Below are 24,872 nucleotides of genomic sequence, written 5' to 3'. Positions count from 1 at the left end.
TGTAGAAATACCCTGCACTGGATTGCACTGTCAATCGAGTTTGTAAAAAAGTACACAATTGGCAACAACCAGGCACAAGATCAATCAGTTACGAAATGGTCTTGGACAAAACCTTGGAGCGGCGCTGCCAGTTGTAGAGGCGCTGACGCGCCACCGGCAGATCTTCCACCTCCAGGGGATCGAAGCCCCGCTCCCGGAACCAGTGGATGGAGCGGGTAGTGAGCACGAACAGGCGGCGGATGCCGAGCCGCTTGGCCCGCTCGGCCACCTTGGCCACCAGCTGATCCCCCCGGTTGGAGTTGCGGTACTCGGGGTGGATGGCGACGCAGGCCATCTCGGCCATCGCCTCTTCCATGAAGCAGTAGAGCGCCGCGCAGCCGATGATGAGGCCATCGCGCTCTATGATGGTGAACTTGTCTATCTCCATCTCCAGCTGCTCGCGGGAGCGGCGCACCAGTATGCCTTCCTCCTCCAGCGGCCGGATGAGATCCAGGATGCCGCCGATGTCTTCGATGGTGGCGGCCCGCGCCCGCTCGGCGCTTTCGCGCACTATCTGGGTGCCGAGCCCCTCGCGGCTGAACAGCTCCTGCAGCATGGCGCCGTCATCCTGATAGCTCACCAGGTGGGAGCGCGGCACGCCGCCCCGGCAGGAGGCGATGGCCGCGCGCAGGTAGCGGGCGGTGCCGGACATCTCCTCGCCCGCCTGCTCCAGCTCCACCAGCAGCTCTTCGGCCTGCTCGGGGAAGAGTTCGGAGATGGCCACGCCCTGCCGGTTCATCACCCCCTGGGTGCTGCTGAAGCAGATGAGCTTGTCCGCCTTGAGATCCACCGCCACCCGGCGCGCCACCTCTTCCGAGCTCAGGTTGAAGCTCTCGCCGGTGACCGAGCAGCCGATGGGGGAGATGAGCACCAGACCATGCTGATCCAGCTGGCGGGTGATCCCCTCCACGTCGATGCGCCGCACCCGGCCGCTGTGGCAGTAGTCGATGCCATCTTCTACCCCCAGCGGCTGGGCGGTGACGAAGTTGCCGCTCACCACGCTGATGCGCGCCCCCTGCATGGGGGTGTTGGCCAGTCCCATGGAGAGCTGGGCGGTGATGTCGTATTGCAGACCGCCGCACACCTGCTTGATGATGGCGAAGCTCTGATCGTCGGTGACCCGAATTCGTCTGTGGTACTGGGCCTCGATACCGGCACGGGCCAGCGCCTCGTCGTTTTGCGGACGCGAGCCGAACACCAGCACCAGGCGAATGCCGAGCGTCTGCAGCAGGGCGATGTCGCTCACTATGTTGGCAAAGTTGGGGTGACAGATGGCTTCCCCGCCCATCATCAGCACGAAGGTGGCACCCCGGTGCACGTTGACATAGGGGGTGGATTGCCGAAAGGCATGGACCAGGCTGGGTTCGCGTTCACGCACGTGTTTCGTTCCATAAAAAAGCAGCAATTTGCCCAATATATGAAAATAAATTCACAAATCAAGACTAAATATTGGTTTGGCTGTTTTGTGCCGCCATTTTGACCAGCCGCAGACGCCCTGCGCCTGGGCGAGCCGGGCGGCGGTCAGCCCGCTGAAGGGGCCGCCTTGGTTGATCCGGGCTCATAACCTGTTATCTTCGGGGTTCCTTTTCGTCAGCCGCCTCGCGCGGGATTTTATTCAAGGACAGGGCATATGGAGCAGATTATTTCACCGGCAGAGGCCCTGCCGGGACGACGGGAAGCGCTGGCGATCGGCCAGCAGCATGCCGTCAACGGCCACCCGACCCAGGGCCCCTGGCCCGAGGGGATGGAGCTGGCCTGGTTTGGCATGGGCTGTTTCTGGGGTGTGGAGCGCCTGTTCTGGCAGCAGCCCGGCGTCTATTCCACCGCCGCCGGTTATCAGGGGGGCTTGACGCCCAACCCCACCTACAAGGAGGTGTGCAGCGGCCTGACCGGTCATGCGGAGACGGTGCAGGTGGTGTTCGATCCTGCGGTCATCAGCTATGGCGATCTGCTCAAGCTGTTCTGGGAGCAGCACGATCCGGCCCAGGGCATGCGCCAGGGCGGCGACATCGGCACCCAGTACCGCTCGGTGATCTTCTATGGGGATGAAACCCAGGAGGCCATCGCCCAGCAGAGCCTGGCGGCCTACCAGCAGGCCATGATGGCGAGCGGCGACGCCCGCGCCATCACCACCCGGATCCTGCCGCTGGCGCCCTTCTACTACGCCGAGGATTACCATCAGCAATATCTGGAGAAGAACCCGGAAGGCTATTGCGGACTGGGGGGCATTGGCGTCTGCCTGCCCCCCAGCCTGAACCGCTGAGGCGCAGCCTGGATAAAACAGGGGCCATTAGGCCCCTGTTTCGTTTTTTTGAAAGAAATATTAAAAAAAACGTCCTGGCCGGGAACTTAACCTAACCTCGGCAGACTAACAGGGTAGCTACCATGGACGGCAGCCAAGACCAGACACATTTCTTGCCTCGATATTCATTCAACTGACAAGCGCGATGAATCGGAAGTGATAGCAAGCAGGGCTGCCCGTTGAGGCGGCCCTTTTCATTGCGGATCTTTGGCGGGCCCTGCGGCCGCGGGGGAGGGGACTAGCCGATGGTGCTGTCGAACAGGTTCTTGATGAGATCGATGAACTCATCGAGGAAGGCGTGCTGGGCCGGGGTGGGCGCCCGCAGCCAGACGGCGGAGAGCACCTCCTCCAGATCGGCCACCACGGCGTCGGCCTCCTGCATGATCATGAAACGCACCTTGGGGTCGAGCTGGGGGTTCTGCTCGCAGATGGCCATGAGGTTGCCTGCCACCCGGTTGCTCACCAGATCCTCTATGGTCTGGGAGCCCGTGCCCTGCTGCTGGCTCTCGAACAGGCCCAGACTCTCTACCAGATACTCGATCAGCGCAATATAACCGTCGCTCTCTACCACCATGATGGCTGCCTTCATTCATCGCTTTAGGGAAATGGGGGGTATTTTAGTGGCTGGCCCTGGCTTGGCAAGCGGCAGTAGAGGCGATGGCGGACAAAACTGACCCCGCCGCGCTCCACGGTTTCCAATCCGGCCTGCTCGAAGCCGTGGCGCAGAAAGAGCGCGAGGCTGAAGGCGCTGGCCTCTGTGGTTAGGCTGTGCAGACCCAGCTGGCTCGCCGCCTGCAGCGCCTGCACCAGCAGCAGGCCGCCGAGCCCCTGGCGCGGATGATCCGCGCTCACATAGAGCAGGCTGAGGTGGCCATCATCGCTTAAGGTGACAAAGCCAAGGGGGATCCCCTCCTGCTCGATGAGCCAGCCGTGGTGTTCGCGCAACTGGCTGGCGAGACCCGGATGACGGGCGCCCAGCGCCCATTGCTCCACTTGCGCCGGGCTGTAGTGCTCCGGGCCCAGGCGGCGCACCGACTGCTCGAACAGGGTGAGCAGGGCCGGGATATGGCGCTCATCCAAGGGAACGACGGGATAGAGGTCAGGGTCGCGGGAGTGCGGAGCAGGGGAGTCAGACATGGGAAGGCTCATGGTTTGAAATGGGAGGCCGGCGCCTGTGGCCGCTTGGCCTTGGGCAGGCCCGCCACCACCCGCTGGTAGGAGTGTTCAATCCAGCCCTGCCAGAGCTCGGCGTCCAGATTCTCGCTCAGGGTCACCGTGTTCCAGTGCTGCTTGTTCATATGCCAGCCGGGTTTGACTTCGGGGTGTATCTCTCGCAGCAGCAGCGCCAGCTCGGGCTCGCACTTGAGGTTGATGGTGAGCGGCGCCGCCTGCCAGTCCACCAGGGCGAACATCTTGCCGGCGATGCGATAGACCAGGATCTCGGGGCCAAAGGGAGTATCCTCGGTGGCGCCGGGCTGGCTTAGCAGAAATTCACGTAACGATGCAAGGCTCATACAGGACTCCATGCTGGTCCGATGATGGGTGGCAGCATATTCAGCGGGGCGCCCCTTCTGTTAATATGCCCGCCGAGTATATCCCCCAACCCCCCGGGAGCCCATAAGATGTTGTACCACAAGACCTTTGAGCTGGGCCCCGATCGGGATTGGGTGGTGTTCGTGCACGGTGCCGGCGGCAGCTCCTCCATCTGGTTCAAGCAACTGCGGGCCTACCGGGAGCACTTCAACGTGCTGCTGCTGGATCTTCGCGGCCACGGCCAATCCAACCAGTTGCAACAGGTGGTCAAGGGGCACTACAGCTTTCGGGCCGTGACCGAGGACATACTGCGGCTGCTCGATCACCTGCGCATTCCCCGCGCCCATTTTGTCGGCATCTCCCTTGGTACCATCCTCATTCGCCACCTGGCCGAGCTCTGCCCGGAGCGGGTCAAGAGCATGGTGCTCGGCGGCGCCATACTGCGCCTCGACATCCGCTCCCGGGTGCTGGTGCAGCTTGGCCGGGTCGGCCAGCACATACTGCCCTACATGTGGCTCTACCGCTTGTTCGCCTTCATCATCATGCCGCGCCAGCACCATCAGGAGTCCCGCAACCTCTTCGTGCGCGAGGCCAGAAAGCTCTGCCAGAAGGAGTTCAAACGCTGGTTCCGCCTCGCCACCGAGGTCAACCCCCTGATGCGCTACTTCAAGGAGCGCGCCCTGCCCATTCCCACCCTCTACCTGATGGGGGAGGAGGACCATATGTTTATCGCCCCGGTGCGCGAGCAGGTCGCCCGCGACCCCTACAGCCAGCTCGAGATCATCGAAAACTGCGGCCATGTCTGCAACGTGGAGCAGCCGGAGCACTTCAACCGGCAGTCGTTGGCGTTTATCTCCAGCCAGACGGTCGCGGCATAAGCCATTTAATGGGGAAGGTTGGGCGTAGGTTGATGCTGAGCTTAGCGAAGCCCAGCATCAGGATGCTTCGTTGTGACAGGATTTGATTTCCGTTATCAGGTATAAATAGATACAAGCCCCGAATATTATCTCAGGGCTGGAATTGTTTAATTAATAAAACCACGAACGTTTGAATACGCTTCGCTATTCGAGCCTATGCTGCGCTGTCCTCTTTAATGTCAACGCTATCTTTTGCAATGCTGTCGTAATATTTCTTAGTTAATTCTGATTGAAGGAAATCATCATTTAGTAACTTCAAGAATAAATCCTGTGATTTTTTCGTTTTTAAATTTAGTTGAAGTCCATCCGTGCTGTATTTGAACTTACCTTTCAAAGCAGGATGATTTTGGGTGAAGCTAATTATTTGTGAGTTAGGTATTACATTTAAAACAGGAGAGTTGTTAGCGGATTTAACTAACTTCCTTGCGAAGGATATTTCATCTAATCGTGCGTTAAATACCTCGCAATCCATAACGATTTCTGTATTTTTTATGTTTTCAACACCTTTTGTCGCAATGTTTTTAACCGCTTCGTGGAAACCGAAAAATCTTTCTAGGGCTTTAATGTCAAAAATGTAATATTTGTTATCATATTTAATGAATTCAAACTTAGAACTGATTTTTAGTATGTCGGTGTCTAATTTCTTGAATCTATTATTCCCTTTTGGTTTCATTAAACTGAAGCCGCTATCCGGTTTCATCAAAGTCACAGGATATTGGTGTTTATATAAAGCCACCTGTGAGTCTTGATTTCCAATGAGAATAAGAATTCCTTCAAGTGTTGATAGATCATCATTAGCTAATTCAAAATTATCAATGTTTTCATTATCAATAATCTCCTTGAGATATGTAAGGCCCACTGGCACGTCATCTAAATCGTAATGATAGACGGCATCTTTTCTATCATCTGCACTAGAAAGTGAAATTAGCGTTAAATCATCATTCAAAAGCAATGTATCGGTAATTGATTTTATGAAGATTTTCTCTAGCTCTTTATGGTCAGTGTCGTTGATATCGACGGACTTAACTCTCATGTTGCTTTTATCATCAAACAAAAAGAAAAATTCAGCCGAACATCCAGCTGCGCTGATGATGGAAGATACACCTTTCTTAAGAACTTCTATTGTCATTTTATTTTCCTTGCAAAACAAACCTTATCATCGAGATCGATTATTCTTATTTGATCGGCCTCAGTTAGTCGTTCTTTTGTAATTACTACAATGTTCTCGCTTGTTTTTGTTCGCGTTGTTATGGTTACTTTATATAGTCTGTAGCCAAGAACAGCTAAGGTTGGATTTGCATAAAACTTATCAGTTTTCACATAGATTATGCCGATCACCACTAATAAGAAAGCCAAAGCAAACACGTACCTAGCGTTGGATAAATTAAAGCAAATTAATGGAATTATATATGTTGTGAGAAATGTCAAATGCTCATAGTTTAGATCTTCTATTTTATCAATTCTTGAGGGGATTTTTTTACTTCCGGAAATTCTATAGTCAAATCTTAAGTATGAAAACACACCGATTAATAAAAATAACAATGAAATTAAAGGGATGACGTTTCTTGAAATCAATGAACTAAAGCCAATAAATGTACAATCATTTCCGAAACATATAGGAATGTCTGCAGTAACAACGATTATGAGAAAAAATAGTAACCATAGTGATACTATATAGAGCTCAAACTTCTTCACTATTTCATCAAGCTTCATTGATATTTCCCACACGATAATATTAACCATTATGCTGGTTTGGAGAGAGGGCCATATGCTTTTCTTATTGTTGTCCTACGTTCTCGTCTGCCGGAAAATAGGGTGGCTACCGCACGGGGTTTCAGCTCCCTGTGTGCTGCGCTTAACCGGATTGAGAAGGGGCAAACCATAGGCGCTCCTTGGCTGCCTTTGGGGCTATGAGGGCCGGATGAGTAGGGTACCAAGTGTCTATCCCGTTGTTGAGCGAAACGTTTTACCAAGGCGGGGGATTTACGCGTTACTTTGATGGAGATCAGAAATCCGGAAGGGGGAGGTGGTTTAAAGCTGGCGGTTATGAGGGTATTGCTTTCGCACTCTACAGCCGCCGCATTTGTAATGGGGAGCAGACTTCGCCCCGGAATACAAAAAAATAGACGCAGCGAAGAAACGGGGTGGGCCCGGGCTCAATACCCCGTCATCTCCAGATAGCCCAGCCCTGTTGCATCGCCCTCCACAGTCACCGCCCCCTCCCAGTAGTCAAAACGCCCCGTCATGGCCTGATTGGGTTGACGTGCTTTGATAACGAGATTCAAATCACCGGCCTTAAGCTGCCACTCGACGGGGTAGGGCTGGCCCTTGGGGCCGTGCCAGGTCTTGCCGGGGGTGAGGACGATGGATTCGGGGGCGAGCACACGGCTGCTGCCATCCCGCTCAATCAGTATGCCGTAGCGGTTCTCGGGTTCGGGACGACCTTCCTTGGTGCGCAGGCGAAACAGCATCAGCTCGCGGCCATCGACAAGTTGCAGGGAGAACCAGTCCCAGCCCGACTGCCACTGGGCCAATACCGAGCTGCTCCACTCGTGATCGAACCAGCCCTGGCCCGTGACATTGCGGGTCTCCCCCTCCAGGGTCAAGGTGCCGCTAAGCGTCAGGCGCGGGTAGGAGTAGTAGAAGGAGGCGTTGCCCGGGCTCTTCTCGCTGTAACCCGCTTTGCCTTGCAGCACCACCGGCTTGGCGGCGCTCACCCTGAGGTTCAGCTCACCCATCTTGCTCTGCACCTTGAGGGTGGCGGGAAAGAGCGATTCTCCTTCAGAGGCGAGTACCCACTCTTTCAGCCAATACTCGCCGCCGCTGGCGCCGGCGAGCCCAGGCCCCTGGCGGCTGGTACGCTCATCCTGGCGGTGAGTGCCACGGGCGAGATCCGTGATGGCGAACTGGGCCAGCCAGAGCTGGGGGCTGAGCCAGGGGTTGTCAGATGTGATCTGCTGCTCGATACCCTGGCGAAACAGGGTCCACTGCAGGCCGTAGTCGCGCCCCTGCTCGTCCTTGAGGTTGCCGGTGAGATACCACCACTCGGATCTGTAGTCGGGGTGGGCGCCGTGATCCGTGGGCAGTCTGATGGGCTGGCCCGGCAGGGCCTTCTTGAACTGATCGCTGCCGCCGCCAAGGATGCTCCCCAGATCGCTGGCCTGCGCGTTGCCGCTCATGGCAATAAGCGGGATCAAGAGGGCTGCGAGCCACAGGGTCCGTAAAGAGGACAAGATTCCCCTCACCCTGGCCCTCTCCCGAAGGGAGAGGGGATGGTTCGCGGCAGCTCTATGCGCTTCTCTGCGCTGAATCAAGAGTGGTGACAGGGATGTGGTCCATGGGAGCGTCAAGCCATGGCCGAGCCAGTGCGGTAACCGATATTTCATACCACTCTCCTTGCGGCATACCAGGAGGCGAGTGCCCCGCACACCGGCGCCAGCAAGAGCGCCGTGACGGCGTGCAGCGGGGCGGCCTCGAAGGCGAGGCGCCAGCCAAAGGCGCGGGGGTTGACCACTTCAATCAGCACCCAGGCCAGGCCATAGCCCACCGGCAGGGCCAGCAGCGCCGTGAGCAGCCCCAATCCCGCCCCCTGCCACACCAGCAGGCGGCGGCAGTGGCGGGGGCCAATCCCTAAGCTCTGCAAGGTCTGCAACTCCCCGCGCCTGGCCAGCCCCAGCACCATAAAGGCGGAGCCGATGCCGACGAAGGCGATGCCGAGGATGAGCAGTTTCAATAGCTCGGTCACCACGAAGGTCTGATCGAACACCTTAAGCGCCGCGGCGTGGATGGCGGGGGCGGGCAGCAGGTTCACCCGCTCGCCAAGGCGCGCTCGCAGCCGATCGCTTAGGCCCTCGGGGTCCGCGCTGAAGAGGGCAAGGGATTGCACCGCCCCCCCTTCGAAGGCGTGCAGTATCTGCCCCTTGTCGCTGCCGTAATCCTGATAGACCCCGGTGACGGTGAGGGCCCTTGGCCCCCCTTCGCTTGTTACATCAAGTATCTGGCCCACCCTGACCCCGAGGCGCACAGTGAGCGGTTCGCTCGCCAGCACCTCGTCGGGCGTTGCGGGCCAGCGCCCGGCGAGCAGCGGGTAGGCGGCCTTGAGCTCGGGGATAAAGTCCATCTGCGCCCACTCGATGGGCTGCCCCTGCCAGCGGGCGGGATGCACGGCGCGGCGGGAGGCGGCACGCACATCTGGCTCGGCGAGTATGGCGGTCAGGCTCTGCTCGCTCAGCTGGCCTCTGCTGCCTGCCACCCCCTTGGGGGCGCTGACATAGAGGTCGGCGGCGAGCCGCTGGCCGAGCCAGATCTCCACGCTCGAGCGAAAGCTCGACACCATGACCCCGATGCCGATGGCCGCGGCGATGGCAAGCTGTAGCGCCATCACTGCGATGGCGGTGCGATCCAGATGGTATTGGGTCTCGGCCACCCCGAGCCGGACGCTGAGGGGGCCGTGCCCGCGCAGCCGGCCCAGCAGCGCGCGCAGGGCATCCGGCAGGGCGAGCGCCATGGCGAGCAGCCAGCCCCCGGCCACGAAGAGGGCGCCTCCCAGGCCGGTCTGCGGCAACAAGAGGCAGAGGGCGCAGAGCAGCAGTATGGCGATGGCCAGCCCCCGACGTTGCCAGGGGTGAGTCGGCGGGCGGCTGTTGCCCTCCCGCAGTTCAAGAGGGGATTGGCGCAGCAACTGCCACCAGCCGGGGAGGTTGGCGGCAAGGGTGCCAGCCAGGCCTATCAGCAGCGCCTTGATAAGGCTTGCGGGGGAGAGGCGCAGCAGGTCGATGGGATTGGGGCCATAGAGATCGGCCAGCGCCTGGGTGAGCTGCCCCATGAGGGCCAGCGCCAGCAGGCTGCCGAGCAGCAGCCCGAGCAGGGTGCCTAGAGTGGCGAGGATGGAGAGCTCCAGAGCCAGCCAGCGGAGTACCCGGCTTGGGGGCATCCCCAGGATGATGAGCTGGGCGAGCTGGGGGCGGCGCACGCTCTGCACGAAGCGCTGGGCGTTGAACACCAAAAACAATCCCACCGCCATGGCGAGCAGGGAGAGGGCGCTGAGGTTGAGGGCCAGGGCATCCCCGAGTTGGCTGGCATCGAGGGCCGGGCTGATGGGCTCGAGCCAGAGCGGCTGAGCGGGGAACTCGGCTCCCTGCGCGGCCTGCAAGGCGCTTTGCAAGGTATTGGCCTCTGCATCGCTTAACTTGAAGACGATGCGATCCAGCCTTCCGGCCTTGCCAAGCAGCGATTGAGCGAGACCTATGTCGGTCACCAGCAGTCGCTCCATGGGAACGGCACCCGGCTCGAAGGTGCCCGCGAGAGTGAGGGTGAGCGTACGGGCTCGCTCACCGTCCGTGCCCAGCATAAAGGCCCGCGACTGGCCCGGTTGCCAGTCAAGGCGCCTTGCCTCGGGGGCCGAGAGCCAGACGCTGTCGGCGCGGCTCAGGGTGAAGTCGGGCTCGCGCCCCGGTTGCTCGCCAAAGAGTCGGCGCAGGGGGCCCGGGTTGAAGAGATCCATCCCCAGCAGCTGGAAGCTGCGTCCCTGCTGGTCCTTGAGCCAGGCGTGCAGCTGGGGCATGGCATCCAGACCCGGCTGGCTTCGCACCAGCGTCACATAGAGCTGCTCATCCAGGCCGCCGCTCGGGGCCAGGCGGTAGTTCGCTTCCCCCGCAAGCTGGCTGCGGGCGGCGACGAAATTGGTGCGGGCGCTGTGGTTCAAAAGCTCGATGGCCACCACCAGGGTGACCCCCAGCATAAGCCCCGCCAGGCTCATCAGCAGCAGCCAGGGGTGGGCGCGATAGAGGCGAAGCAGCGCCTTCAGCGGCAGCATGATGCATCCTTGCGGCGGGCGTCACCCATGGGGTCTGGCCTCGAGCAACTGCCCCCCTTCCAGGCGCAGCACCCGATCCGCCAGGGCGCCATAGCCCGGGTTGTGGCTCACCAGCAAGAGGCCTGCGCCGGTGTCCCGCACCGCAGCCATCATCAGCCCCATCACCTGCTCGGCGTTGTGTTCATCGAGGCTGCCGGTGGGCTCGTCAGCGAGCAGCCACTGGGGCCGGTGAACCAGGGCCCGGGCCAGGGCCACCCGCTGGCGCTGGCCGCCGGAGAGCTGCTCCGGCCAGGCGTGGCGCTTGTGACTCATGCCAAGGCGCTCCAGCAGGGTATCGAGGTGTGCCATGTCGCGGGGCAGGTGGTTTATCTCAAGCGGCAGGCAGAGGTTTTCCAGCACAGTGAGGGTCGGCAGCAGGTTGAAGTCCTGATAGACGATGCCAAAATGCCGGCCCCGCAAACGGGCCCGTTCGTCCGGGGACTGGGTGTCGAGCCGGGTCTCCCCCAGCCAGATCTCCCCCTCGTCCGGGGCAATGAGGCCGGCGATGAGGCTCAGCAGGGTGGACTTGCCACAGCCGCTCTGCCCCAGCAGCAGACAGGTTTCCCCCGGGGCGAGCTTGAGATCCAGCCCCTCAAACAGGGGGAGCGTCTCGCCGCCGCTGGCGAAGCGTTTACTGAGGTTGCGCAGGTTCAGCATGGGATAACCGGTTGATGGCCAATGGCTTTCACAATGTCAGTCACTATGCCAGTTAGTGATCGCGCCTGCAAAAGGGATGAGGATCCTTGCTGGATCCCGCTCGCCAGAGGTGGTTAGAATAGGGGCCTCCATGGGTCACAGGATGAGCAAGGATGTTACACAAGCAAGTCAGTTTTATCGTCGACAGCAAGGGGGCCAAGCAGGCTGCCGTGGTTCCCATCGATATCTACAACGAGCTGATGACCCTGCAGAAGGCGCTCTCCGACAACAAGCCCGGCGAGCGCGAGCTCTACCACTTCAACGGCAAGGGTGCCGAGGCCCATGGCTATCCGGTGGGCAAGCGCCAGAATCCCGGCTTCATGGTGCAGGCGGGCTCCACCGCCAACGGGGAAGATGCCGCCTCCCTGCGCGAGGCGGTGATCGAGCTGCGCCAGGAGCTGCTGGCCAAGGGGGTGCTCATCCCCCGAGCCGAGGGGGGCTTCATGTTCAGCGCCGATCAGCTGTTCAACAGCCCGAGCCTGGCCGCCAGTCTGGTGGCGGGCAACAACAGAAGCGGGCTGGATGCTTGGCAAAACAGCGCCGGCTACACCCTCAAGCAATCCGGCTTTGGCAAAAAATCCCCCTGATGCCTCTGAGACAGCCACGCCGCCTGCCCGGCCGAGGCGGGTGGCGGGCAACAACAGAAGCGGGCTGGATGCCTGGCAAAACAGCGCCGGCTATACCCTCAAGCAATCCGGTTTCGGCAAGAAAACACCCTGACGTCCCCTGAGCCGCGCCGCCTGCCCGGCCTAGGCGGGCGGCGGGCAACAACAGAAGCGGATTGGATGCCTGGCAAAACAGCGCTGGCTATACCCTCAAGCAATCCGGTTTTGGCAAAAAATCCCCCTGATATCCCCTGAGCCGCGCCGCCTGCCCGGCCGAGGCGGGTGGCTCGACATCCGGGTCGGGATGGCGGTGACTTCCCTGTCCGCTGCTAGCCTCAATGCCAGACGGTTCTCAAGAGACGCGCACTCATGTCTGGATCCTCACGCCTTGCCCTCTTGTCCGGGCTCTGCCTGTTCTGCGGCCCCGCCCTGGCCGAGGGCCCCCTTGCCCTGACACACAGTGGCGTCGGTGTATTCGCCCTCGCCATCTTCGTGCTGGCCTACCTCCTGGTGATGGCCGAAGAGTACCTGAAGCTGCGAAAATCCAAGCCGGTGCTGATCGCCGCCGGCATCATCTGGATAGCCATTGGCGTCGTCTATGCCGACGCGGGGCAGAGCCCTTTGGCCCACGAGGGGTTTCGGCAGAACCTGCTGGAATATGCCGAGCTGATGCTGTTCCTGCTGGTGGCCATGACCTATATCAACGCCATGGAGGACAGGCTGCTGTTTGCCGCCCTGCGCGCCCGTCTGGTGCGGGCCGGGCTCAGCCTGCGCACCCTGTTCTGGCTCACCGGGTGGCTGGCCTTCTTCATCTCCCCCGTGGTGGACAACCTCACCACGGCGCTCCTGATGTGTACAGTGGTGCTCAATGTGGCCAACGGGGATCGCCGCTTCATCAACCTGGCCTGCATCAACATCGTGGTGGCGGCCAATGCCGGCGGCGCCTTCAGCCCCTTCGGCGACATCACCACCCTGATGGTGTGGCAGGCGGGCAAGGTGCCCTTCGGCCAGTTCTTCGTGCTCTTCATCCCCGCCCTGCTCAACTTCCTGATCCCGGCCGCCCTGATGAGCCTGATGGTGCCGCGCCATGCCCCCAGGGTGCTCGATGAGGAGGTGGTGCTCAGGCGCGGGGCCGCCACCATAGTGCTGCTCTTCCTCCTCACCATAGGGACCGCCGTCGCCTGCCATCACTTCCTGCACCTGCCCCCGGTGCTCGGCATGATGACGGGGCTGGGCTATCTGCAATTTTTCGGCTTCTACCTGCGCAAGACGCAGCGCGGCATCCTGGCGCGGGAGCGCGCCCTCTTTGAGCGCACCGGCGATCATGCACGCCTGCTGCGCCTCGGCTCCATAGTGCCGTTCGACGTGTTCAACAAGATTGCCAAGGCGGAGTGGGACACCCTGCTCTTCTTCTACGGGGTGGTGATGTGCGTCGGCGGGCTCGGCTTCATGGGGTATCTGGCGCTGGCGTCTCAGCTGCTTTATCTGGGGGGCGATCCGACCCAGGCCAACGTGGTCATCGGCCTGCTCTCCTCCGTCATCGACAACATCCCGGTGATGTTTGCCGTGCTGTCGATGGAGCCGCAGATGAGCACGGGGCAGTGGCTGCTGGTGACCCTGACCACAGGGGTGGGGGGCAGCCTGCTCTCCATCGGCTCCGCCGCCGGGGTGGCCCTGATGGGGCAGGCCCGTGGCATGTACACCTTCCTCGGCCATCTCAAGTGGTTGCCTGCCATTTTGCTTGGCTATATGGTCAGCATAGGGGCGCATCTGTGGCTCAACAGTGCCCTGTTCTGAGCGCGATTGACACTGCAGGGGAAGGGACTATGGGACAACTGTTCGAGGCGCTTTCGCCGCGCCACGTGGCCTTTATCGAGGCGCAGAAGATCTATTTTGTCGGCACGGCGGCGGGGGAGGGCACGGTCAACCTCTCTCCCAAGGGCGGGGATTCGTTGCGCATTCTCGATGCCCATACCCTGGCCTGGCTCAACCTGACCGGCAGCGGCAACGAGTCGGCGGCCCATGTGCTGCAGAACCCGCGCATGACGGTGATGTTTTGCGCCTTCGAGGGGGCGCCCATGATACTGCGGGCCTATGGTCAGGCGCGGGTGCTGCACCGGGGTGACCCGGACTGGGAGGCTGCGTTGGCGCGCTTCCCGGCCAGCGTGGCGGCCCGCCAGATCTTCCTGCTCGACATTGAACGGGTTCAGACCTCCTGCGGCATGTCGGTGCCCCTGTTTGACTATCAGGGGGACAGGGAGGATCTCGCCAATTGGTCGGCGCGCCAGGGCAAGGAGGGCATAGAGACCTACTGGCGCAAGAAGAATCAGCTGAGCCTGGATGGCGTGGAGAGCGAGATCCTGGCCCGCAGCGGCCTCGAGGCAGACGCCTGAGGGCCGCGAACCCTGATGCAAAAAGCCCTGTCCGGTGGACAGGGCTTTTTCGTGTCGGCATAGCGGTGAGCCGAAGGGATGGTCAGGCCACCCTGGCACGCTTGCCGGTGAGCAGCCAGTAGCAGAGCGCCGAGCCCAGGCCGCAGGCGGCGATGGCGATGGCCATGGGCAGTGGCGACTCAGGCGCCTTGAGGTTGACCAGGATCCCCACCACGGCGCCTATGCCAAAGCGAAGGGTGCCCGCCAGCGCCGAGGCGGTGCCCGCCGACTGGGGGAAGTGACCCATCAGGCCGGTCATGGCGTTGGCCCCCACCAGACTGATGTGGCCGACGAAGAGCACCACGGGGATGACGATGCCCCACAGGCCCCCGGTCTGGCTCCAGGCGTTGTAGATGAGCAGGCCCCCGGCGAGCGGCAGCACCGTCAGGCCGTACTGCAACATGCGCTCGGCGCCCACCCCCTTCACCAGACGGCTGTTGGCGAAGGTGACCACCATCATCAGCAGGATATTGAGGCCAAAGAGCCAGCCGTAGTGCTCGGTCGGCACCTTGAAATACTCGATATAGACATAAGGGGAGGCGCTGATAAAGGCAAACATGCCGGAGCTCGACAGGGCGCCGCACAGCACATAGCCCATGGCGCCGCGGTGGGAGAGCACGCCCCAGTAGTTGCGCAGCACCTGGCCTAGCCTGAGGGGCTGCTTGTGTTCGGGTTTGAGGGTCTCCTCTATCTTCCACTGCATCACCACGCAGATGAGCAGGCTCACTCCCACCAGCAGCCAGAAGATCACCCGCCAATCGCTGTGGGCGCTGATGTAACCGCCCACCACGGGGGCCACCAGGGGCGCCAGCGTCATCACCAGGATGACGAAGGACATGGCCCGCGAAAACGCATCCTTTTCGAACAGATCCCGCAGCAGGGCATTGACCACCACGGATCCCGCCGCCCCGCCGGCGGCCTGCAACATGCGCCAGGCCAGCAGCTCCGGCAGGGAGTCCGCCATGGCGCAGCCCACCGAGGCCACGGCGAACATCGTCAGCCCCGCCAGGATCACCGGCTTGCGGCCAAAGCTGTCGGCGAGCGGCCCGTAGAACAGCTGGCCAATGGCGAAGCCGCCGAGGAAGGCGCTGATGGTGAGCTGGGCCCCGTCTATGCTGGTGGCCAAGTCCCGGGCGATGGCCGGAATGGCGGGCAGGTACATGTCCACCGCGAGCGGGGTCAGGCCCGCCAGGGCGCCGAGCAGGATGAACAGGAAGCGGGGAGAGAGGGTCGTGGCTTGAGGCATAGGGTATCCGAGTCGTGGCAGGGCCGGGAAAAGGGGCAAGTGCTGAGTCTATCAGCTTTGGCAGGCTTGAGCAGGTCTATCCTGGCCCAGGCCCTGAGGTCAGATCTGCCAAGGGATCAGCGCACCGGACGCCTTGCCCTGTGGTGGCACAGAAGCAGCAGCCAGCCCAGCCACCCGAGCAGGGAGAGGGCATTGCCTGCCCGCTCGGGCCAGCGCACCGTCAGTCTGAGGGTGAGGCTGTGGCTGCCCGCCGGCACCCAGAGCTGCATCAGGCCCTGGTGATTGGCGCCCACCGTCAGCATCAGGCGCTCGTCGAGCCAGGCCTGCCAGCCGGGGTAATCATACTGGTGCAGGACCAGCCGGGTCGGCACGGCCGCCGTCACCGCCAGGGTCAGGGCCCTGGGCTGCCAGTGGTGCACTGTCCAGCTGGCGCCCGGGGGATCGGCGCTCACCGGGGGCTGGAACTCGTCCTTCCAGGCGAGCAGGGTGGGGGCGAACATCCCCCCCGGCACCTGTCTTGGCCTGTACTCCCGGGCGCTGCGCTTGCTGTCGAACTCGAGGGCCATGGCCTCTCGGGTGGGGGCCTGGGTGAGGGGGGCGTGGCGGACATAGGTGAGGGTGGTGATCAGGGTCAGCAGGAGTGTTCCCCACCAGAGCCACTGCCAGGGGCGGTGAGTGGGGGTGCCGAGCGCCACCACGGCGATGGTGGCCAGGGTGAGGATGAGATTGAGCCGCCAGGGAAACTGCACCCGTTGCAGGGGGGGCAGCAGGCTCCAGAGGGGCTGGCTCAGGGGCAGCATCATCAGGAAGGCACCCACCCCGAGCGCCCCCCAGCACAGGAGCTCGGGGTGGCGCGGCTCGCGGGCTGCGGCCCAGGCGATGAGCAGCAGGGCCAGGGTCAGCAGGCTCTGCCACGCCAGGTGGCCGCGAAAACGCCAGTCCCCCCAGCCCGAGGGCAAACGGTCGAGGAAGTTGCGCCTAAAGTCGAACATGCCGCCGCGCATCAGCTCCATGGAGATGGCCCCCTGATCCGCCAGGGCGGGCAGCAGCAGGGCCGCCGCCATGCAGAGCCCCAGCCCCTGGGCCCCCAGGGCTATCCAGCAGGGCGCCAGGGTGCGGGATCGCCAGGCGAACCAGAGGGCGCGCACGCTGACCAGCCCCATCATCAGCAGCAGGCTGGGCAGGTGGGAGAAGGCCAGCAGCGCCAGCCCCAGGATCAGCAGGGGCAGGCCCTGGCGCAGGCCGCGATGGGCGAGATCCTGGCCAAGCAGGATCAGCGGTGCCCAGGCGAAGGCCCAGAACTCCGCCAGGGCGAAGCGGGCATAGAGATCCATGGCCAGGTGATAGGGCAGGATCAGGTAGAGCAGGCTGACCGCCAGGGCTCGGCCCGGGGGCGTGGTGGCGCGCAGCCACAGATAGGCGAACGTGCCCGAGAGCAGCAGCGCCAGGGTGGCGCTGCCGAGCAGGGGGTAGATGGCCTGCTGGGCGGGGGCACCGGGGCCGGCAAAGAGGGCGCTGACGTAGTAGGGGAGCGGGGGATAGAAGAAGAAGGTGGGGCTGCCAAAGCCGCCATTCATGGCCATCAGCCAGCGGGGATAGAGCTCACCCTGCCACAGCTGGCGGGCAAAATAGTGGCCGGAGAGCAGGTGGTGGAACAGATCGTGCCCCTGAGTGCCCCCCTGCAGCCAGACAGGCAGCACCAGGAGCGCACTGGCCAGCGCCAGAACCAGGGGCACCAGTGCCCACTCCTTGCCTCCCTTCATGCATCCTCTCCCTGCCACGCCCATGCGCAGTGAGTGTAGACGAGTCAGCTGGCGCAGCGACGCGTTTGGGCCAGATGTCAGCGCGGGATGGCGAGCCAGAGGCCGGGTTCGGCGCCAAAGCGGGGGGCAAACCAGTACGCTTGGTGGGGGAGCGGCATCTCGCTCTGCGCTATGGGGCGGCGGCTGAGGCGGCAGGCCCCCTGGGTGAGCGCAAGGGCGGCATCCCCCTGATACCAGCCATCGGTGACCGGCAGGGTGGTGGTTTCCCTAAGCAGCCTCACTCCCCATTGGGTCACCAGGGCCGGGCAGGTTTTTTCTGCAAGTCTGGCCGCCTGCACCATGGCGGGCGGACTGGGCTGGGTGAAGGTCGCGCCGAGCAGCAACAATCCGGCCACCGCGACCAGCACCTCGCCACGGCGTGGCAGCCAACCTGCCAGCAGCACTATACCGAGCAGGGTAATGGGCGCCAGATGGCGGGGATTGTCCGGGTTCTGGCCAAACAGGGTCCAGAGCAGCAGGGCGAGCCAGTAGAGGGGCCAGAGCGGCGAGAGGGCGGTGGCTTGGCCTTTTGATCTTTGCCAGAGCGGCAGTACCAGCAGTGCCCCCATCGGCAGGGGCCAGAGCGGGGTGAGCTGCTCATTGAAGGTGCGTGCCCAGCTCAGCAGCCGGTCGCCGTGGGCCGCCGCCGTGTTGCCCCAGAGGGTGAAGTGGCCGTCGGTAAAGCGTCGCCCCTCGGCAAAATAGGCCCAGCCATCGGCCTGCCAGACAAAGAGCAGGCAGATAAGCCCCACCAGAGTGATGGGGAGCACAAACCTTAAGCGCGTTCCCTTCTGCTCTATCCCCAGCCAAAGGGGCAGCAGGGCCAGCACAAAGTAGGAGGGGCGCAGCGCCAGCAGCAATCCAAGCAGCAGACCCGCCAGCGCCGTTTTGCGATGCTGCAAGGCCAGCAGCGCCCCGAGCCAGGCGGCCAGCGCCGGCCCATCCGAGAGGCCGGAGAGCGCCAGGGCCGGGGTGAGCGGCAGGGCCAGCACCAGCAGCCAGACTGGCGCCAGCAGGCTTGGCCGTTGCCATAGTTTCACCGCCAGCCAGGCGGCGAGGGGCGCTATCAGCGCTGTGCCGAGCAGGCTGGCCCATTGCACCGCGCGGGCCGGGTCGTCTACCGCCAGATTGATAAGCCGCGCCAGCCAGATAAAGGCGGGGTAGCCCGGAAAATGGGGGGAGAACTCCAGCACGCTGAAGCGTATCACCCCGTGGGCGAAATTGAGGGCATCGTCGGAGTCGAGGGCCACCGGGAAGGTAAATAGCCAGCCCATCCAGACCAGTTGCAGCAGGATCAGCCAGTAGGGTCGATTAGCGAAGCGTAATCGGCCGTAGTGATGCCCCCCTTCTCCCCTTGCGGGAGAAGGGCCGGGGATGAGGGGCTCCGTCGTCATCGATGGGGCGGGAGTGATCAGAGCGGCGCCAGCACGGCCATCAGCGCTTTTTCTGCATCGCTAAAGGCGGCGGCATCGGCGGGCTTGGCGCCCACTCCGAATACCCCCGGGTTGCCGATGGCATCCAGCACCCTGGCCAGCGCCTGTTCGGCGGCCTTGCGATCCCCTTCATTGAGGGAGGGGAGGATCAAGTCGAGGAAGCGCTTGCTCTTGACCACCAGCACCTTGGCGGTCTGGTAGTCGCCAAGGTTCTGAGCCGCCCCCTCGAGGCGGCGCTCGATCTCCGCCTTGTAGGCGCGGTTGAGCAGGGCGGCGGTGGCGGCGGCGTCTTTCCCCTTGATGGCGGCGGCCAGGGGCGCTTGCAGTTCGACCTTGTGGTGCTGTTCCAGATAGGTCAGCTCGTCGGCAATCTCGCTCAAGGTGGCGCTGGCATCCTTGCCGTCCGTGGCGGCGGTCAGCAGTGCCTCGCGGGCATCGATCAGCGGCTCCTTGCCGGCGGCGGCGTAGGAGTAAGCCTGTGCCTGACCGCTCAGGGTCAGTCCGCTGAGCGTCAGCAGCAGGGTGAGGGCGAGTAAACCCGGGCGGATGGTCATCCTGTTCTCCTTACTTATGCCAAGAGGTTATGCCAATGGCGTGGCGGTCAGGCCACGCGCTGGGTCTCGATCACGGTATTTTCATTGCGATGGTTGAAGGTGTTGCGGCGTCTGTCTACCTGTTGGACACCGGCAATGGTTCTCACGCCACGCTCTGGGTTTCGATCACGGTATTTTCGTTGCGATGGTTGAAGATGGCGTGGCGTCTGTCCACCCCGTCGATCACCATGTCGGCGGCCATCATCCCCATCTCCATGGCGGTGTCGGTGAAGATGTAGCGGAATGTCCCCTGACGGCCGGTCATGATGAGGTTGGCTATAGGCATCAGCGCCTTGATGGCGTCGTTGCGACGTGCCTGATAGCCGAGATCCATCAGCGGATAGGCGTACTCACTGCGGGCTTCGAAGGTCTCATCGCCAAGCTTGGTGGTGTCCACGCCGAGGCTTGCCAGATCGGCGGTGACCCGGCCGCGCAGATTAGCAAGCGGTGCTTGCCAGGTGGCATCCCCCGGATTGCAGGGGATCTCCAGCATCACCGAGGTCTGGCCTTGTGGCGCCATAAAGGGGCTGCGGCGGCGCGGCTCCTGCAAGCGGGTGGCCAGAATATGGGGGTCGGAGAGGTACTGCCAGGTGTTGTCCGACAGGTTCTCCTGTTTGAGCGGCATATTGACGAAGCGAAGCGACCGGTAGTGCAGATCGCACGGCAAGCCCAGATGCTGACAGGTGAGTGGCAGCGGTAGGGTGGAGATCACCTGATCAAAGGCGGCGCTCTGCTCAACGTTATCTTGTGACCAATAAACCCGTTCAATGCGGCCATCAGCCTGCTCAAGGCGAGTGATGGTGGCGCCGGTTTTGAGCTCAACACCTTCGGCCACCAGCCGCTCGCCCAGGGTCGCGAAGATCTGGCCGAAGCCATATTTGGGGTAGCGGTATTTGCGGGCATAGGTGCGTACCGAGAGGTTGCCGTTGCGTCTTGGCAGCAGGCGGCGCGCCACGTCTTTAAGGTCAATCAGGCTGATGCGCTGACCGGCCCAGTCTGCGGAAAGTTTGTCCGGGTTGATGCCCCACAGCTTAGCCGTGTAGCCCTCGAAGAACTGGCGGTAGAGGGTGCGACCGAAGTGGCTCTGGATCCACTCGGCAAAGCTCGCCTTGGCAAAATCGTCCGGCTTCTTGGCAAAAGGCAACAGCAGCAAGTCTTTCACCGCACCCGCCATCAGCGGCAGGGGGGCGGTCTTGAGCAGGTTCGGCAGGTTCAGGGGGTAGTCATAGGTGCGCCCGCCAAAGCGGATCACGCTCTTTCGCTCGGCGTGGAGCAAGTCGTCTCCCATCAGCTCGTCGATAAAGGCGAGCAGCTCGGGGTTCTTGGTGATGAAGCGGTGACCGCCGTAGTCGAAGCGATACTCCCCATCGCGTCCCTTGAAGGTCTGGGTGGCGCACATGCCGCCGACGACCGGCTCCTGCTCGAACAGGGTGACCGCAAAACCGGCCTGGCAGAGGCGCCAGGCGGCCATCAGACCGGCGGGACCGGCACCCAGTACCGCAATCTTCTTCTTCTTGTTGTTATCGCTCATGCGCTTTTCCGACACTGCTTGATAGATAAGGAAACCGCGCCAGGGCGCGGCCCCCGAATGGGGTTGCAACCGGGGCGGCGTTATCCCTGAACCCGAGGACGATAGCTGCGCTGCCAGAGGGTGACGAAGACTGCCAGATAGGCGGCCCAGGTCAGCAGCTGCAAGCCGGCCGGCGAGGCATTGTAGCCAAACAGGGCGCGCAGGAAGGTGCCGAAGACCCCCTGATCGTCGAGAATGTGGCTGATGTCGAACACCGGCGTGGTCCAGAAGGTGATGATGTCCGCTGCCTGCAACATGTTGACGGCTGACGACAGCAGACCCGCGGCTATGATGATGATCAGCAGCCCGGTCCAGCGGAAGAAGGGGGCCAGCGCCACCTTGCGGGTGGAGCGCAGCAGCCCCCACACCAGCACCACAGAGACCAGCAGTCCTGCCAGCGCGCCTATGAGGCCGGATTGCAGATCCACTCCTTGCCCGGAGTAGATCAGGGCGGAGAAGAAGAGCACGGTTTCAAACCCTTCGCGCATCACAGCCAGGAAGGCGAGCAGCACCAGCCCAAACAGGTTGCCGCCGTCGATGGCGGCGTCGATGCGCGCCGTCATGGCCCCCACCTGGGACTTGGCCTGTTTTTGCATCCAGATCGCCATATAGGTGAGCACCAGGGTGGCAAAAATGAGGATCCCCGCCATCAAGAGGTGGTTGTAGCGCTCGCTCTCGAACTGGCTCACCACCACCTGGAACAGGAAGGCGACCACGAGGGAGGCGACGAGGCCCAGCCCCACCCCCAGATAGATGAGCTTGTTGTAGCGGCTCGCCCCCAGCTTGGCGAGGTAGGAGAGGCAGATGCCGACCAGCAGGAAGGCTTCCAGCCCCTCGCGCAGGGTAATGAGAAAACTTGCAAACATCAGGATTGAGGCTCCGTAGCGGGCGTGATGGGGAGAGGCTGCAAGGTAAGTTGCAACCGATTTAGCTGCACTATGGGTGGCGCCGGCAAGCTCGGCTCGGCGGCGCGCACCGCATCACTGACCCACTTGGGGTAGGTGCGGAAATTGAGTCTGATATCGGCCTTGAAGGGCCCACGGGCATCCGCGGGCAGCGGCCAGGCTTCATCGCGCCAGCCATCGGCCGGAATGCGGGTATCTTCCAAGAGCTTGGCGTAGCGCCAGAACTTGAGCCCCACCGGCTTGCCCTCGGCATCGCCGAACACTTTTCTGAACAGCCGCGCATCCTCAGGGACGGCGCCATCTACAGGCTGGCCGCTGGCAAGCACCAGCTTGCCGGTGGCGTCGGTGACGGTCAGCTCCAGCCAGAGTTCACGGAAATCGGCGACCCCGGTGGGCAGGGCATGGCCTGCGCCGGTATTGGCGACCCGCACCACCAGCTGCTGACTATCGGCAGCCTGTTCGATACGGGCAGAGAGGGTGGCGCTGGAGCGCAGCAGCGCCAGGCTCTCTTGCTCGAGCGCGGGATTTCGTAACCCCACCAGCTGGTGCTGGGCACCGGTAAAGTTGTGGCGATAGAGGCGCTCTTTCACTGTGCCGTTTTCGGTGGACTGGCCCGCCACCGGCGCGCCGCCATTGCCCGGCTCCGGGTTCATATGGCAGTCGATGCAGGTGCGCCGCCTGGCGGGATCTTCAGCGTTCGCAAAGCTGGAGTTCTCCCACTCATCCCAGGTATTGACGATATTGGCGCCTGTGCCCGGGGCAAACTCGTTGTGGCAGGACTTGCACAGGGCCGCATCCTGGTAGAAATCCTTCTGGTAGGAGGCCTTGTGCATGGCGGGGCGGGCATTGATCTGCCGCTCGGCCAGCCAGTGCTTGAGGCTGCCACCCGGGGCATCCTCGAACACATAGCTCTCGCGGTCTTTCAAATTGACCGTAAAGGCGCTGTTGCCGCCGGCGTCTTCGACTTTGGTGATGCGATGGCAGAGCACGCAGCTGGTGCCCTCTTCAACAACGGGTTCGCCAGCCTGGTGGGCGGCAATCAGCGAGGCGCCGCCCTGCTCGAACATGTGGGAGCCCTTGGGCAGCTCCTGCTGGCCGTTCAGCACCTGCTGGGGCATATGGCAGCCCTGGCACCACTGACCGAAGGCTTCCCCTTCGGTTTCGCGGGCCAGCGCCTGCACCACCTTGTAGTAGGGGTGGGAGTTGCCCATCAGTCGGTGGTTGCTCTCGCTCCAATCCTTGAACGCTTGGCTGTGGCAGTTCTGGCAGGAGGCGGAGTTGAGCCACTCCTTGGGATGAGTGGTCGGCGCCTTGGCGGGATCCCTGCGCGGGGCATCGAGCCGCAGCCAGTTGGCCAGATAGGGGAGGTTGCCATCACTGGTCACGAAAGCGTGCAGATCCACCATCATCGCCTGCACCTCGGGCTGGGGCCTCGCGGGATCCACCTGCTCGGCGCCATCCCGGGTGTCATGACCCATGCCGCCCTGGGTCTGCTGGGTCATGCGCAGGTATTCGCCGACAAAATCCCCCGCCACCATGTTGGCGAGGTTGGCGTGGCCGTTGATGGCATTGTCGCCGCTCTTCTGGCGATGGGCCGCCATCAGATGGCGGTTGGTGAAGTTGAACCCGTCCAGATGGCAGGAGTTGCAGCTCATCCAGTTGTCCCCCGCCATGGGGAAGCGGCTGTTGGCGGCGGTGTTGCCCAGGTTGAACAACCGCTCGCCGCGCTTGAGGGCTTCGGGGCGGGGATCCGTCTCCACCAGTTTGGCGAAGTGGGGCACATCCACGGTGACCCGGGCAAACGGGCCGCTGCCGCCGCTGTTGAGACGGGTGAGATCTTGCCCCATGGCGTTGTGCACCAGAATATGGTCGCCGTCGATCAGCAGATCCCGAGGATTCTGGCCTGGCAGGTGACGCAACAGCTGGGTCGCCTTGGCGCCCCCCTGAAACTTCTTGCGGCGGTGGCGGTTGTTGTTGGATTTGCCGCTGCGCGACAGGTCGAACACCAGCAGATCTTCCGAGCCCGCCAGGGTCAGGTAGACCCGCTTGCCATCGGCGGCGAAGCGCGCCGCGAAGGGATTGGAGACGATCTGGCTGCGGTTGCCGACGCTTGGCAGGTTGATCTGCAAAAAGAGCTGCTTTCTTTCATCGACCCGCTCTTTCTCCTCATCGAGAGCGATGATGGAGACGGCCGGAAAGACGGTGCTCTGAAACTGGAAGGGGTGGTCGAAACTCCAGAGCACGTGGGGCAGCCAGGCTTCGCTGCCATCGGGGGAGAGGGCGATGCCATCCAGCAGGCGCGGCAGCCCCTGGGAGTCGCTCGCTTTTCCAGTAGGGGGCGCGCTGTGGGTCTCGGCCAGGGTGATGAGACGCGGCTTGGGCAAGGTGGCGCCCGTTAGCCCGCTGCCCAGTTTGGCGAGATCATAGATGGCGAGCTGGCCTGTCATGGCGTGGGTCAGCAGCAGGCGATCGTCGTCGGTCAGGGCGAGCCCGCGGGGGGTCTCGGCAGTCTCTGCATCCAGTTGGAGTTTGCCCGCCCTGTCGTAGGCCTGCAGACGAGCTGATTCGAACAGCGTGACCCAGAACCACTGCCGCTTGGCATCGAAGATGACGCCATAGGGTCTATGGCCGGTGGGGATCGCCTTTTCCAGCTCGAGATCTTCGTCCAGCAGCAGCAGGCGATCGCCGCTGTAGTCGGTCACCAGCAGGGTGCCGTCATCGGCGCGGGCAAGCTGGCGCAGATCCCCCCCCAGCTGCACCTCTTTCAGCCGTTTGCCGCTGCCCCGTTCAAGCAGGGTGACGGAGCCTGCGCTCTGGTTGGCCACCAGCAGGCGAGGGGCGTCGCCCTCGTCATAGGCGATCATGGCCGCGCCCATCTCCTGGGCCGAGGCGGTGCCCAGCAGCAGGGCGGCGAACATCAGGGATAACAACCACTTCAACATAAG

General features: G+C 62.5%; 21 protein-coding genes and 1 pseudogene. 6 read left to right on the top strand and 16 right to left on the bottom strand.

What is annotated here, in order from left to right; genetic code table 11:
• Window positions 1-88: 88 nt before the first annotated feature.
• Window positions 89-1,417: an amino-acid N-acetyltransferase gene (gene argA / locus ACB030_RS02705; protein WP_025326593.1), complete on the bottom strand. Its 1,329-nt coding sequence runs from the start codon at window positions 1,415-1,417 to the stop codon at window positions 89-91.
• A gap of 252 nt (window positions 1,418-1,669) precedes the next feature.
• Between argA and msrA the strand changes: the two genes are divergently transcribed.
• A complete protein-coding gene (gene msrA, locus ACB030_RS02700) occupies window positions 1,670-2,302 on the top strand; it encodes a peptide-methionine (S)-S-oxide reductase MsrA (RefSeq protein ID WP_371157820.1) in 633 nt (210 codons plus the stop codon).
• A gap of 277 nt (window positions 2,303-2,579) precedes the next feature.
• Here msrA and ACB030_RS02695 read toward each other — a convergent pair whose 3' ends face one another.
• Genes ACB030_RS02695 through ACB030_RS02685 form a run of 3 tightly spaced genes read right to left on the bottom strand, consistent with a single transcriptional unit; the run spans window position 2,580 to window position 3,855 of the window.
• A complete protein-coding gene (locus ACB030_RS02695; RefSeq protein ID WP_371157937.1) occupies window positions 2,580-2,915 on the bottom strand; it encodes a DUF3802 family protein in 336 nt (111 codons plus the stop codon).
• Window positions 2,916-2,938: 23 nt separating this feature from the next.
• The gene (locus tag ACB030_RS02690; RefSeq protein WP_371157818.1) at window positions 2,939-3,478 is read right to left on the bottom strand and encodes a GNAT family N-acetyltransferase; all 540 of its coding nucleotides are present in this window, start codon (window positions 3,476-3,478) and stop codon (window positions 2,939-2,941) included.
• A gap of 8 nt (window positions 3,479-3,486) precedes the next feature.
• Window positions 3,487-3,855 carry an MmcQ/YjbR family DNA-binding protein gene (locus ACB030_RS02685; RefSeq protein WP_371157816.1) on the bottom strand — a complete coding sequence of 123 codons (369 nt, stop codon included), beginning with the start codon at window positions 3,853-3,855 and terminating at the stop codon, window positions 3,487-3,489.
• Window positions 3,856-3,963: 108 nt separating this feature from the next.
• Here ACB030_RS02685 and ACB030_RS02680 point away from each other — a divergent pair, with 108 nt between their 5' ends.
• Window positions 3,964-4,752, top strand: a complete 789-nt coding sequence (locus ACB030_RS02680; protein WP_371157814.1) for an alpha/beta fold hydrolase — start codon at window positions 3,964-3,966, stop codon at window positions 4,750-4,752.
• Window positions 4,753-4,945: 193 nt separating this feature from the next.
• Here the strand turns inward: ACB030_RS02680 and kwaB are convergent, their stop codons facing one another.
• From kwaB to ACB030_RS02655, 5 genes are all read right to left on the bottom strand, one after another.
• Window positions 4,946-5,920 carry an anti-phage protein KwaB gene (kwaB, locus tag ACB030_RS02675; protein WP_139436081.1) on the bottom strand — a complete coding sequence of 325 codons (975 nt, stop codon included), beginning with the start codon at window positions 5,918-5,920 and terminating at the stop codon, window positions 4,946-4,948.
• Complete coding sequence (kwaA, locus tag ACB030_RS02670) at window positions 5,917-6,504, bottom strand: anti-phage protein KwaA (RefSeq protein WP_139436083.1); 588 nt, start codon at window positions 6,502-6,504, stop codon at window positions 5,917-5,919. Before kwaA ends, kwaB begins: the two co-directional genes overlap by 4 nt.
• A gap of 443 nt (window positions 6,505-6,947) precedes the next feature.
• The gene (locus tag ACB030_RS02665; RefSeq protein WP_371157935.1) at window positions 6,948-7,988 is read right to left on the bottom strand and encodes a lipocalin-like domain-containing protein; all 1,041 of its coding nucleotides are present in this window, start codon (window positions 7,986-7,988) and stop codon (window positions 6,948-6,950) included.
• Between the two features lie 185 nt (window positions 7,989-8,173).
• Window positions 8,174-10,606 (bottom strand): FtsX-like permease family protein, encoded by a 2,433-nt coding sequence (locus ACB030_RS02660; RefSeq protein WP_371157812.1) that lies wholly within the window; start codon window positions 10,604-10,606, stop codon window positions 8,174-8,176.
• 21 nt (window positions 10,607-10,627) lie between these two features.
• Window positions 10,628-11,302, bottom strand: a complete 675-nt coding sequence (locus tag ACB030_RS02655; RefSeq protein WP_371157810.1) for an ABC transporter ATP-binding protein — start codon at window positions 11,300-11,302, stop codon at window positions 10,628-10,630.
• A 152-nt stretch (window positions 11,303-11,454) separates the two neighbouring features.
• On the opposite strand from ACB030_RS02655, the gene ACB030_RS02650 reads away from it, so the two are divergent.
• From ACB030_RS02650 to ACB030_RS02635, 4 genes and pseudogenes are all read left to right on the top strand, one after another.
• Window positions 11,455-11,928, top strand: a complete 474-nt coding sequence (locus ACB030_RS02650) for a DUF4357 domain-containing protein (protein ID WP_371157808.1) — start codon at window positions 11,455-11,457, stop codon at window positions 11,926-11,928.
• A 40-nt stretch (window positions 11,929-11,968) separates the two neighbouring features.
• Window positions 11,969-12,061 (top strand): annotated as a pseudogene (locus ACB030_RS02645) (DUF4357 domain-containing protein); the annotation flags it as partial.
• Between the two features lie 254 nt (window positions 12,062-12,315).
• Window positions 12,316-13,743 carry a sodium:proton antiporter NhaD gene (nhaD, locus tag ACB030_RS02640; RefSeq protein ID WP_371157806.1) on the top strand — a complete coding sequence of 476 codons (1,428 nt, stop codon included), beginning with the start codon at window positions 12,316-12,318 and terminating at the stop codon, window positions 13,741-13,743.
• A 29-nt stretch (window positions 13,744-13,772) separates the two neighbouring features.
• Window positions 13,773-14,339, top strand: a complete 567-nt coding sequence (locus tag ACB030_RS02635; RefSeq protein ID WP_371157804.1) for a pyridoxamine 5'-phosphate oxidase family protein — start codon at window positions 13,773-13,775, stop codon at window positions 14,337-14,339.
• Between the two features lie 82 nt (window positions 14,340-14,421).
• Here the strand turns inward: ACB030_RS02635 and ACB030_RS02630 are convergent, their stop codons facing one another.
• The 7 genes from ACB030_RS02630 to ACB030_RS02600 all read right to left on the bottom strand — a co-directional run bounded on the left by ACB030_RS02630 (window position 14,422) and on the right by ACB030_RS02600 (window position 24,869).
• Entirely contained in the window at window positions 14,422-15,624 is a 1,203-nt protein-coding gene (locus ACB030_RS02630) for a Bcr/CflA family multidrug efflux MFS transporter (RefSeq protein ID WP_371157802.1), read from the bottom strand.
• 116 nt (window positions 15,625-15,740) lie between these two features.
• Complete coding sequence (locus ACB030_RS02625; RefSeq protein WP_371157800.1) at window positions 15,741-17,387, bottom strand: hypothetical protein; 1,647 nt, start codon at window positions 17,385-17,387, stop codon at window positions 15,741-15,743.
• A gap of 77 nt (window positions 17,388-17,464) precedes the next feature.
• A complete protein-coding gene (locus ACB030_RS02620) occupies window positions 17,465-18,700 on the bottom strand; it encodes a hypothetical protein (RefSeq protein ID WP_371157933.1) in 1,236 nt (411 codons plus the stop codon).
• A 137-nt stretch (window positions 18,701-18,837) separates the two neighbouring features.
• Window positions 18,838-19,413, bottom strand: coding sequence for a hypothetical protein (locus tag ACB030_RS02615; protein WP_371157798.1), 576 nt, complete (start codon window positions 19,411-19,413; stop codon window positions 18,838-18,840).
• A 142-nt stretch (window positions 19,414-19,555) separates the two neighbouring features.
• A complete protein-coding gene (locus ACB030_RS02610) occupies window positions 19,556-20,983 on the bottom strand; it encodes an NAD(P)/FAD-dependent oxidoreductase (RefSeq protein WP_371157796.1) in 1,428 nt (475 codons plus the stop codon).
• An 80-nt stretch (window positions 20,984-21,063) separates the two neighbouring features.
• Window positions 21,064-21,888, bottom strand: coding sequence for an FTR1 family protein (locus ACB030_RS02605; RefSeq protein ID WP_371157794.1), 825 nt, complete (start codon window positions 21,886-21,888; stop codon window positions 21,064-21,066).
• Window positions 21,888-24,869, bottom strand: coding sequence for a YncE family protein (locus ACB030_RS02600; protein WP_371157792.1), 2,982 nt, complete (start codon window positions 24,867-24,869; stop codon window positions 21,888-21,890). Before ACB030_RS02600 ends, ACB030_RS02605 begins: the two co-directional genes overlap by 1 nt.
• Between the last annotated feature and the right edge of the window lie 3 nt (window positions 24,870-24,872).

Origin of the sequence: Aeromonas sp. S16(2024), assembly GCF_041403065.1 — a bacterium.
GTDB lineage: Bacteria > Pseudomonadota > Gammaproteobacteria > Enterobacterales > Aeromonadaceae > Aeromonas.
The sequence above is the reverse complement of the archived record's forward strand: the minus strand, read 5'-3'. Positions and strand labels throughout refer to the sequence as shown.